The 11,905-nt window shown below is 43.9% G+C and carries 10 protein-coding genes; 8 read left to right on the top strand and 2 right to left on the bottom strand.

Annotation, left to right across the window (positions count from 1 at the left end):
* The first annotated feature begins 293 nt into the window (after positions 1 to 293).
* Both ACZMIG_RS03005 and ACZMIG_RS03000 read left to right on the top strand, forming a co-directional pair.
* Entirely contained in the window at positions 294 to 884 is a 591-nt protein-coding gene (locus ACZMIG_RS03005; RefSeq protein WP_484449120.1) for a helix-turn-helix domain-containing protein, read from the top strand.
* Between the two features lie 218 nt (positions 885 to 1,102).
* The gene (locus tag ACZMIG_RS03000; RefSeq protein ID WP_487889030.1) at positions 1,103 to 3,007 is read left to right on the top strand and encodes a heavy metal translocating P-type ATPase; all 1,905 of its coding nucleotides are present in this window, start codon (positions 1,103 to 1,105) and stop codon (positions 3,005 to 3,007) included.
* A gap of 302 nt (positions 3,008 to 3,309) precedes the next feature.
* On the opposite strand, the gene ACZMIG_RS02995 is transcribed toward ACZMIG_RS03000, so the two are convergent.
* Both ACZMIG_RS02995 and ACZMIG_RS02990 read right to left on the bottom strand, forming a co-directional pair.
* Positions 3,310 to 4,461: a PD-(D/E)XK nuclease family protein gene (locus ACZMIG_RS02995; protein ID WP_487889029.1), complete on the bottom strand. Its 1,152-nt coding sequence runs from the start codon at positions 4,459 to 4,461 to the stop codon at positions 3,310 to 3,312.
* Between the two features lie 126 nt (positions 4,462 to 4,587).
* Positions 4,588 to 5,274 (bottom strand): hypothetical protein, encoded by a 687-nt coding sequence (locus tag ACZMIG_RS02990; protein WP_487889028.1) that lies wholly within the window; start codon positions 5,272 to 5,274, stop codon positions 4,588 to 4,590.
* A gap of 345 nt (positions 5,275 to 5,619) precedes the next feature.
* On the opposite strand from ACZMIG_RS02990, the gene ACZMIG_RS02985 reads away from it, so the two are divergent.
* The 6 genes from ACZMIG_RS02985 to ACZMIG_RS02960 all read left to right on the top strand — a co-directional run bounded on the left by ACZMIG_RS02985 (position 5,620) and on the right by ACZMIG_RS02960 (position 11,841).
* Positions 5,620 to 6,489: a tetratricopeptide repeat protein gene (locus tag ACZMIG_RS02985; RefSeq protein ID WP_053397700.1), complete on the top strand. Its 870-nt coding sequence runs from the start codon at positions 5,620 to 5,622 to the stop codon at positions 6,487 to 6,489.
* A 315-nt stretch (positions 6,490 to 6,804) separates the two neighbouring features.
* Positions 6,805 to 7,653, top strand: coding sequence for a prephenate dehydratase (locus ACZMIG_RS02980; protein WP_302433164.1), 849 nt, complete (start codon positions 6,805 to 6,807; stop codon positions 7,651 to 7,653).
* On the top strand, positions 7,628 to 8,818 hold the full coding sequence (locus tag ACZMIG_RS02975; RefSeq protein WP_418873964.1) for a pyridoxal phosphate-dependent aminotransferase: 1,191 nt from the start codon (positions 7,628 to 7,630) through the stop codon (positions 8,816 to 8,818). Before ACZMIG_RS02980 ends, ACZMIG_RS02975 begins: the two co-directional genes overlap by 26 nt.
* A 43-nt stretch (positions 8,819 to 8,861) precedes the next feature.
* Positions 8,862 to 9,926 carry a bifunctional 3-deoxy-7-phosphoheptulonate synthase/chorismate mutase type II gene (locus tag ACZMIG_RS02970; RefSeq protein ID WP_021853328.1) on the top strand — a complete coding sequence of 355 codons (1,065 nt, stop codon included), beginning with the start codon at positions 8,862 to 8,864 and terminating at the stop codon, positions 9,924 to 9,926.
* An 84-nt stretch (positions 9,927 to 10,010) separates the two neighbouring features.
* Entirely contained in the window at positions 10,011 to 10,805 is a 795-nt protein-coding gene (locus ACZMIG_RS02965) for a prephenate dehydrogenase (protein ID WP_418873962.1), read from the top strand.
* Positions 10,806 to 10,887: 82 nt separating this feature from the next.
* The gene (locus ACZMIG_RS02960) at positions 10,888 to 11,841 is read left to right on the top strand and encodes an endonuclease/exonuclease/phosphatase family protein (protein ID WP_418873961.1); all 954 of its coding nucleotides are present in this window, start codon (positions 10,888 to 10,890) and stop codon (positions 11,839 to 11,841) included.
* The last annotated feature ends 64 nt before the right edge of the window (positions 11,842 to 11,905 follow it).

Here is an 11,905-nt window from a genome sequence, read left to right as displayed (position 1 = left end):
AAATAATCATTTAATAATGAAATACACAATAACTGGCATTGTATTTAAAATATTTTAAAACACTGACGCAAAAAAAATGCTCATACGCTTTTTAATTGTGCAATATTTTCCACTTTATGTCATATCTGGCATGGCCTTAACTGCAAATACGAGCCACAAAAAGCCACCAAACAAGCATTTTAGGTCAAAAATTATAGCAAAATGTCATTTCGAAACATTATAACCGCATGCATTCACAATATGAAAGAATATGCATCAAATTTGATTATATTTTATGTTTCTGTTTGAAAATTATGCATTATCTTTGCCGGCAGATGAAAGATACAGTGCTTTATATCAAGAACATGGTTTGCGACAGATGCAAGATGGCCGTAGAACATGAGTTGCGCAATTTTGGACTTACCCCCACAAAGGTTGAGCTGGGAGTTGTATGCGTAAAAGAAGAGGTCGATTCTGAATGCCGCACCAAGATACGTGCCGGACTAGAGGCACTCGGTTTTGAACTGCTTGAAGACCGACAGCAGCAGACTGTTGACCGCATAAAGAGCCTCATCATTGAACTTGTGCATTACAGAAACAACAAATCGGGAACAAATCTCTCGGCATATCTTTCAGAGCAGCTTGGCTCAGACTACAGCGCACTCAGCAAGCTGTTTTCAGAAAACACAGGCATGACCATTGAAAAATTTTTCATCTTACAAAAGACTGAACGCATAAAGGAACTGCTGTTTTACGGAGAAATGTCGCTGAGCGAAATAGCGGACATGATGAACTATTCGAGCGTGGCCTATCTCAGCACACAGTTCAAGAATATTACAGGAATGACTCCATCGCAGTTTAAGGCCCTGAAAGAAAAGAACCTGACACAACTCGACAAGCTATAGCGGCAGTTGCGACATCAAAGTATAGCCTGACCAACACAATATAGCGACAAAATGTTATAAATGTTTTCCATTATTTCGTAACGCCTCCACCACACATTATAACTACCTTTGCACAGAAAAGGCAGAAGCAATGGCGCGACCTGGGATTACACAACGGCAAAGCACTCAGACCGGACTTGCAGCCATGCTATGCCATTACTTAAAAAACATACTAAACAATGGAAAAAAAGACGATAGCCGTCATAGGCATGGCATGCGCCGGATGCGCAGCCAACGTGGAAAGAAGGCTGAACGAACTGAACGGAATAAGTTCTGCTGCAGTGAACTTTGCGGCACGCACAGCCCTTGTAGAATACGACCCGAAAGTGATAACGCCGCAGATGATGAAAGATGAGATTATCAAGGCCGGATATGATCTGGTGATTGATGAGGACGAATCGGTTGCAGCCATTGAACGGCATGCATATAGTCAGCTGATCAGACGCATGGCAGCGTCGTGGGTGTTTGCCGCCCTGACCATGGGCATATCCATGAGATGGCTGAATGTCGGCAGCACATCAGCCGCAAACCAGACAATGCTGATAATCGCACTGGTAAACATTGCTTACTGCGGACGAATGTTTTACGTCAACGCCTGGAAGCAACTTATGCACAAGACAGCAAACATGGACACGCTCGTAGCCATGAGCACACTCATATCTTTTCTGTTCAGCGTGTTCAACACATTCTGGGGCGACTCTTTTTGGGGCTCGCGCGGCATAGAAAATCATACATATTATGACGCATCGGTAATGATTATCACTTTCGTGCTTACAGGACGCGTGCTTGAAGAACGTGCAAAAAGCAGCACGGCATCTGCCATCAGGGCCCTTATGGGCATGGCTCCTAAGACAGCGCACCTTATTAACGGGGACAGCATAGACGAAGTGCCGATTGCTGCTCTTGGCTCAGGCGACATTATTGAGGTTAGAGCCGGAGAAAAGGTTCCCGTAGACGGTTCGATAACAACAGGCGAGACTTATATAGACGAAAGTATGATTACGGGCGAACCTACTCCTGCACGGCGAAGCGAAGGCGACAAGGTGTTTGCAGGAACAATACTGAAACAGGGCACCATCCGTTTCCGTGCTGAGGCGACAGGCGACAAGACTATGCTGGCACAGATAATAAGAATGGTGCAGGAGGCCCAGGGCAGCAAGGCACCGGTGCAGCGCGTGGCAGACAAGATTGCCCGTGTCTTCGTACCGGCTGTGCTGTGCCTGTCGCTAATAACGTTTATTTTATGGTATGCAGTCGGCGGCGACAGTCAGCTCCCGCGCGCAGTTCTTTCCGCCGTATCAGTATTGGTTATAGCATGTCCATGTGCTCTCGGACTGGCCACGCCCACAGCTCTGATGGTTGGCATAGGCAGGGCGGCACGCAACAACATCCTGATAAAGGACGCAACAGCCCTTGAAAACATGCGAAACATTGATGCCATTGTGATTGACAAGACCGGTACACTGACCATTCCTAATAAAGATGTTGACTTCACCAAAGCCGACTCGCTGACGCTTGACCAGCGAGAAACGCTAAAGCCCGGAGCTCGCGAGGCCATGCAGATGCTTCATGACGAGGGCGTAGAGGTGTATATGATGAGCGGCGACAAGGAGGAAGCAGCCAAATATTGGGCCGACAAAGCCGGAATAACCCACTGGAAGAGCCGCGTTATACCGCAGGATAAAGAAGACATGGTAAGAAAGTTGCAATCAGAAGGACATCACGTGGCAATGGTAGGCGACGGTATTAACGACACTCAGGCACTGGCTGCCGCCGACGTAAGCATCGCCATGGGCAAAGGAACCGACATAGCAATAGACGTAGCCCAAGTAACACTGATGGGAACCGACCTGCGCAGAATTGCCTACGCGATAAAACTGTCTAGACAGACCGTAGGCATGATACATCAAAATCTGTTTGGGGCATTTATATATAATGTGGTATGCATACCTCTTGCAGCCGGACTGCCATACTTATTCGGCGCCCATTGGCAGATAACTCCGATGTGGGCAAGCGCGCTCATGGCATTTTCAAGTATCAGCGTGGTGATGAACAGTCTGCGACTGAAATTTATGAAGCAATAAATAGCAATAAAAAAGACCACGATATAATGCAAAAAGTTACGATAAAAAGACAGCGTATCTAACAATGCCTCAAAAATCGTAACTTTTTGCATTTATTTTAATTACAAGTAATATAATTTACTGGCTTTTTAAAGAAATCATTTAAGCAAAAACAGCATTTATACTTTCAGATCATTAACCATAGGTTTACACATCGTAACTCGGCCACTTTTTAACCGAAAACGGCCGAGTTTTTATGCAAAACTCAGCCATTTATTTTTAGTATTTCAGTACGTTTTTATTTAAAATAAAATCGCCAATCATTATTCCGTAATATTCAATTTTGATTTTATCTTATCAATTACCTTTTCTATCTCTATATTAGCTTCGTCTTTGTTTATCATATCAAAAGTTTCTCGGCATTTAAAATTGCAGAAGTTGATTCCGCTTAAATAATCAATCTCTTTTGATTTTTCATCATCAACACTCAGCTCTATACCCTTACTACTAAAGCATATATTGTAAGATTCACCTTTATAATTAAACGGAACATCTGCTTTACCTGTCTTATTGTGAGCCATTCGAGTGATTTTTTGATGCAAATCTGTCTTATTGATTTGAAATTCTCCATTAGATACGGGAATATTAAAGGTAATGCCTTCTATGCATTTCATTTTATTAATCAAATCAGTAATAAAATCATCTATTGTATGCCACATCACATGTTTCATTGCATCTTTAAAAGATGCATCTTTATTTTCGTTAGAAGTATACATACGAAATAATTCGTCAAGATTTCCTGCAACCAATCTTTTTAAATAAAGAATGTCTTTTATATCAGGTAGAGCAAAATCAATCATATCAAGATATTGTTGCATCAAACTCTTCTTAAAGCCATCTGTTTCTAACCCACTACATTTTTTAATCCAGTTTCTTATGTTGACATCATAGCTTATTGTTATCAAATTCTTATCCTTAAACTCTTCTTTTTCAGAAGGGAACACACCTCTAAGACTCAGATACACGTAATAAATGTCTTTCTCATCCCTAATATTTTCGAATTCTGCTGATTCTATAATCTTCTTCCCATAACCTAAAAGCTGTGGGTTACCATCTACTATTCTGTCTTTTGCAAATGTTTTGTTCTCGATGATAATTACCTTATTTGTTGTCTTTGAAGTAATCAAAATATCTATATTTAGTTTTTCTGCGTGATCATTTATATTGGGGAAGACATCGCATTTACAAAAATCCTCAACACAAAAATTACCTTTATCATCATTCTTTTTTATTTCCTCAATGAACAGCTTGAGATATCTTTCATCAAGTGATAACATCATACTTATAAAACTTGAATGCAAATATTTCTCGTTATACCAATTGAACATTGACAGAAAGAGATTAAAACCATTCTTCTTTCTTTCTATCTTTCCAACAGTAGTATTCACTTCAAACATCAAATCCTTATATTCCATATCGATTTTACTATTGATTATTTAAATTATAATTTACAGGATTTCCTTAAATAGACGTACACTACAACTAAAATAATGACAACTCAAACATAGAATTGCCATTCATAACAAAAAAGTCTGTATCATTTACTTCATCGTCCGTCCTTCGACGGCCACTTGAATGCTGAAGCTCGGACTGAAGTTATATTTTACGGCTGCGCCTATACGGTCGCCAATATTGCCAATATCATAAAGAGGATAAGGCATGCGCTTGTTAGAAAGCGACTTTTGTCCGTAGATATAACCTTCCCAATGCTCGTCAAACTTATAGCCTATCACGGCGTTGAGCCCTGCATCCATGTATGAGTCGCTTGTCCAATAAAGATGATTGAGATATCCGCCAACGGCTATCGACAGCTTGTTATTTACGGGTATGGCATACATTGCGGCGATGTTCTGCCCAAACCCCGAACCATGCCATGCACCTTTGCCGAACGAGGCAAAAACAGATGCGCCAAGATTAACATTAAGTCCTTTGTGCAAATCCCAGTTATATGCGCCGCACCAGTCGAGCGGATACATGTTGACATACATACGCCCAAGCGAATCGAAAGCAGGAAGGTGGAGCGAGTCGGTCTGCGGCATGCCTACGCCGAAGTCGCCGTCATGCAGATAAACATGAGTAGGACCGTCGGCAGAACCTATTATTTCGTTCTGCGGCATCATATCAGAGCCGCCAATCGTGTCGGTAACAGCTATGTGCCGTCTGTCTTCCTGAGCATAAACAGAAACTGCCGACACACATAAAAACAATATAATCAACAACTTTTTCATCACAGGCAAAATTAATCCGTAAGCATGAAAACTCAAAATAATACTGCCTTTTTTCATCATAATTAACTCTAATTCATTCTTAGTCAGACATATTGCAGCTATATGAAGTAAAAGCCTATACGCATACGGGGCAATGCATGGACAGAAAAACACGACTCTAGACAAGGCGCCGTCGGCAAGGACAAACATTGACGTTTTATTTGCAGATATCATCACAAATTAGTATATTTGCACAATTAACGCCGCATGATGCCGCGCCTGACATGCAACGACTAAAAAAACGGGCGCATGGCATCCGGCACACTAAATTAATATTATAAAAAACAACAAACACCATACTAAAATATGAAATTCTTCAAAGCTCTGTTCGGCAGTAAAGAAGAAAAGCCGGAAGAAAAGAAAAAGGCCGAAGAGGCTAAAAACTTCGACGTGTTGAAATATGACGGCGTGCGTGCACTGCGCGCCGGTCAGGCCGAATTTGCAATAAGATGCTTCACTCATGCCCTGCAGATGCAGGACGATCTCGAAATACACGACTATCTGTCGCAAGCATACATACGCACCGGCGAACTTACGCTGGCCTACGAACAGCTGCAGAAACTGGCCGAGGCACAACCTGACAATCAGCAGATATTTATCCGCATGGCCAACGTGGCATATATGATGGAAGACTACGGAGCCATGGCCGGGGCATGCGAAAAGGCAATGCTCATTGACGACAAGACAGCCGAAGTGATGTATCTTTATGCAAGGGCGTGCATCGGACAGGAGGACGTAACCAACGCCGTGGCAATGCTGACCAAGGCAATATCTCTTAAAGAGGATTATGGCGACGCCTACCTGCTGCGCGGAGAGACATTACTGAAAAACGGCGACACAGACGAGGCTGACGAAGACGCCACATGGCTTATTGAACACACCGAGGACAACGAAGACGTTATGATGCTGAAAGCCAGAATTGAACGGGCTAAAGGCAACACCGACGCTGCAATAGATTACTATACAAAAGTGACCGACGCCAATCCGTTCAACATCGATGCATACCGCGAACGCGGAGAACTGCGGCTTGCAACAGGCGACGAGAAAGGCGGAAACGAAGACATTGAACACGCCAAAGAACTGACGGCACAGCTGCCCGAGAACAACGACGAAGAAGGAATAGAAAACAAAGTGAAGGAGAAATACAAGTCTATGGATCCATACGGAGTGTTCTGATATACAATAAGACATTATTATAATAATAAAAGAGCAAAAATGAAACCTTATAACAAAATTTTAATATAAAATGTTTGTAGGTGTCATTTAAATATTATACTTTTGCAAGCAAATAAGAAAATATATCAAAAATGAGAAATAATTTATACGCATCTTTCTTTTACTTTTATTTTTACTTTGCAAGGAATTGTGAAGCGGGAAGTTGCGTGTAGATTTCAACTTATGACAAGACAATCTTTTAAGAAAGATACAAACAAGTCCCGCTTCATAACAATGAGGCGGGATTTTTCATTATAAAGAAAATAATAAATAAACATGAAGAGAATAGCAATACAGGGTTCAATCGGGTCGTTTCACGACATTGCAGCACATCAGTATTTCAAGGACGAACAAATACAGCTGATATGCTGCTCAACGTTTGAACAAGTGTTTGATAACATAAAGCACGACCCTACGGTGATAGGCATGCTTGCAATAGAGAACACCATAGCAGGTTCGCTGCTCCACAACTATGAACTGCTGCGCGACTCAGGAACAACCATCGTCGGCGAGCACAAACTTCACATTGAGCACAGCATATGCTGTCTGCCGGAAGACTCATGGGAAACGATAACCGAGGTACACTCCCACCCCGTCGCACTTATGCAGTGCCGCGGATTTCTTGCCGGACATCCGGAAATGAAAGCTGTAGAAGCTCAAGATACGGCCGGAGCAGCAAAGTTTATCTCTGAGAACAAATGCAAGGGATGGGCTGCAATATGCAACGCTAACGCCGCACGCCTTTATGGAATGAAAATCCTGCAGGAATCTATTGAGGACAATAAGCACAACTTCACAAGATTCCTGGTTGTGAGCAATCCTAACAAAGCCGACTTTCTGCGTCCGCTCGAACAGACAAACAAGGCAAGTATTGTTTTCTCTCTGCCTCACGAGGAAGGCAGCCTTTCACAGGTGCTCAGCATCTTCTCGTTCTACAAAATCAACCTGACAAAAATACAGTCACTGCCTATCATTGGCCACGAATGGGAATATATGTTCTATGTTGACCTCGCATTTAACCAGCTGACCCGCTATCGCCAAAGCATAGACGCAATAATGCCGCTGACAAAGGAACTTAAAATTTTAGGAGAATACCAAGATGACGGAAAACAACCCAAACCATAACATAAAGCCGGCAGAAAGAGTTTCGGCTGTAAGCGAATATTACTTCAGCCGCAAGCTGAAAGAGGTGGCAAGGCTTAACGCCAAAGGCAAGGACATAATAAGCCTGGCAATAGGCAGTCCGGACATGCCGCCGTCTGAAGCCGCGATAAACAAACTGTGCGAAGTGGCACGACAAGACGGTTCACACGGCTACCAGCCCACAATGGGAACGCCGGAACTGCGTGAAGCCATGGCCGGATTTTACAAACGCTGGTACAATGTTGACCTTGACCCTCAGAAAGAAATACAGCCGCTCATAGGCTCAAAGGAAGGCATACTGCACGTAACGCTTGCCTTTGTCAATCCCGGAGACGAGGTGCTGGTGCCTAATCCCGGATACCCTACCTACACTTCGCTCAGCAAAATACTTGGCGCAAAGGTGGTCAACTATAATCTGCGTGAAGACAACGGATGGCAGCCTGACTTTGATGAGCTTGAGAAAACGGACCTGAGCAAGGTGAAACTGATGTGGACCAACTATCCAAACATGCCTACAGGAGCAAATGCGCAGGAGGATACATACCGCAAACTTGTAGACTTTGCAAAAAGACATTCAATAGTTGTGGTGAATGACAACCCATACTCGTTCATTCTCAACGAGAAACCGTTGTCGCTGCTGCAAATTCCTGAGGCAAAAGACTGCTGCATAGAGTTCAACTCCATGAGCAAGAGTCATAACATGCCGGGATGGCGCGTCGGCATGTGTGCATCAAACAGCCGTTTTATCGAATGGATTCTCAAAATAAAGAGCAACATTGACTCGGGAACATTCCGCGGAATACAGTTTGCCGCCGCCGAGGCATATAATAACAGCGATGAATGGCACCACCAGGCAAACATAACGACATACAGAAGAAGGCGCGACACAGCCGAACAAATAATGAAAGAACTCGGCTGCACATTCGCCCCCAAACAGGTCGGAATGTTCCTGTGGGGCAAAATTCCTGAGAAATATAACGATGCAGAGGAACTCACAGAACGTGTATTGCATGAGGCAAGAGTGTTCATCACCCCGGGATTTATATTCGGGAGCAACGGCGAAAGATATATACGCATATCGCTGTGTGCAAAAGACGACAAGATTGAGGAGGCTCTCAGCCGCATAAAGGGCATGAAGCAGAAATGATACTTACTAACATTCGAAACAACAAATAAAAGAAAATACAATTATGGAACTTGATTTACTACCGCTGAACCTTCCCAGCGACAACGAAAAACTTACCGTAATAGCAGGCCCATGTTCAGCAGAAACAGAAGAACAGGTTATAGAGACAGCACGCCAGCTGGCTTACAAAGGCTGCCATATATTCCGTGCCGGTGTGTGGAAGCCACGCACAAAGCCCGGAGGCTTCGAGGGCAACGGTGAGGCCGCTCTGCCGTGGCTGAAAAGGGTTAAGGAAGAAACAGGCATGCTAACTTCTACAGAAGTGGCAACACCCGAACATGTTGAACTGGCCCTTAAATATGACATTGACATCCTGTGGGTAGGTGCGCGCACATCAGCCAATCCTTTTGCCATGCAGGCCATTGCAGACAGTCTGCAAGGTGTTGACATACCCGTACTTGTAAAAAATCCTGTAAATCCTGACCTTGAGCTATGGATTGGAGCCATGGAACGCATCAATCAGGCCGGCGTAAAGCGCATCGCAGCCATACACCGCGGATTCTCAAGCTATGACAAAAAGATTTACCGCAATCTGCCCATGTGGCAGATTCCTATCGAACTGCGCCGACGCATACCCGAACTGCCTATATTCTGCGACCCGAGCCATATCGGCGGACGTCGTGAACTTATAGCCCCCCTCTGCCAGCAGGCCATGGATCTGGGTTTTGACGGTCTGATTATCGAATGCCACTGTGACCCTGACAAGGCGTGGAGCGATGCAAAGCAGCAGATAACTCCCGACATTCTTGACTATATACTGGGACTTCTCGTCATTCGTGACCAAAGCGTAACAACTGAAGGAATCAGCGCGCTGCGCAAACAGATTGACGACCTCGACAATCAGCTTATGGAACTTCTGTCAAAAAGAATGAGAGTGTGCCGTGAAATAGGACATTACAAGAAGGAACATAACATGACCGTTCTGCAGACGTCTCGCTACAACGAAATTCTGAATAAACGAGGTGCACAAGGCTCACTATGCGGAATGGACCCAAATTTCATCAAGACGATTTTTGAAGCTGTTCACGAAGAGTCCGTAAGACAACAAATAGAGATTATAAACCAATAATATAAGTATACGGAACGCACGCGCCATTCATAAAACTGATGATGGCGCGTGCAGACCGCCTGCTTATACCAAAATACGAAAAACATGAGAATACTTGTATTAGGCGCAGGCAAAATGGGAAGCTTCTTTCTCGATTTGCTCAGTTTTGAGCACGAAACCGCAGTATATGAAAAGAATCCCGAACGGTTGAGATTTACTTACAACACATTGCGCTTTACTACACTTGATGAGATTGACGAATTTCGTCCGGAACTTGTGATCAACGCCGTTACAGTAAAATACACCATATCGGCATTCAAAGAAGTTATGCCACATCTGCCGGCCGACTGCATAATAAGCGACATCTCGTCTGTAAAGACCGGCCTGAAAAACTTCTATGAACACTGCGGACATCGCTACGTGTCCACTCATCCTATGTTCGGACCAACATTTGCCAATCTGAACCAGTTGAGCCATGAAAACGCCATAATAATAAGCGAAGGCGACTACATGGGACGAATCTTCTTTAAAGATCTGTACAGCCGGCTCGGCCTCAACATATATGAGTATTCTTTTGAAGAACACGACAAAACAGTCGCCTACTCACTGAGCATTCCTTTCGTCAGCACATTTGTTTTTGCGGCAGTCATGAAGCATCAAGACGCTCCCGGAACAACGTTCAAACGCCATATGAACATTGCCAAAGGTGTACTCAACGAAGACGATTTTCTGCTACAGGAAATACTGTTCAATCCGTACACATCAGAACAGGTGGAACAGATAAGGACAGAACTGAAACGGCTGCTCGAGATAATTGACAACAAAGACGCCGAAGGCATGAAAGAATATCTAACAAAGATACGCGACAACGTAAAACGTGACATTGCCATAGACAGATAATAAGACATAGGGCAACAACTCACGGCAGATATGCCTTCCTGCAAAAACGACCAAAGCTAATAACCTGACAACGACTAATATCATGAACACATTTCTTTTTCTAACGGCTTTTCTCACATTTGTGGAATTTAACTGTGAGAATCTTTTTGACTTCAGACACGATAGTCTGAAAAACGACATCGAATTCACTCCTGAAGGAGACCGCAAGTGGACAGAACGAAAATATTGGAATAAGCTGAACAATATCTCAAAGGCAATCATATCATGTGGAATGGACGGCAAAGACTGGCATCTGCCCGACCTCGTTGCATTATGTGAGGTTGAGAACGACAGCGTTATGCGAGATCTTACCAAACGCTCACTGCTACGCAACGCAAATTACGAATATTTAGTGACCAACTCGCCTGACGAAAGAGGAATAGACGTAGCCTTAATATACGACCCCATGCATTTTCAGCCAATACGGCACTATCCGCTACGCATAAAACCGATGGAGGGAATGAGGCCGACACGCGACATACTGTATGTGGCAGGAAGAATTATAACCGATGACACGCTGCATATATTCGTAGTTCATGCGCCAAGCCGCTATGGAGGCGAAAAGCCGACACGCCCACACAGGATGCTTATCGCCAAGACATTATGCGGAGCTATCGACTCAATACGTCTTGCCGGCAGTGACCCAAACATTATAATTGCCGGCGACTTTAATGACTATGCTGACAGCAAGGCACTTATGCAACTGCAGCTTCATGGAATGAAAAACGCCTCACATGACGCTAAAGGCAGCAACGGAGCCAAAGCTACATACAAATATAAAGGCGAGTGGAACAGCATTGACCATATTATGGTGAGCCAAAGGCTTTATGGCATGAAGGTCTTCGGAAGAATAAACGACCAGACTTTCATGCTTGAGCCTGATGAAAAATACGGCGGAGTGCAGCCATACCGCACATACAGAGCATGGAGATACCGCAACGGCTACAGTGACCATCTGCCTTTGGTGGTAAGATTTGCATTGAAACAGCCAGACTGATAACAACCTTTTTCATTCTGTCAGTATAAATATTTATTACCAAAGGAACAATAACAGCCAACCT

This window comes from Xylanibacter sp., from assembly GCF_057607445.1.
Note: the sequence above shows the minus strand (reverse complement) of the source record. Positions and strands in the feature narration are given on the sequence as shown.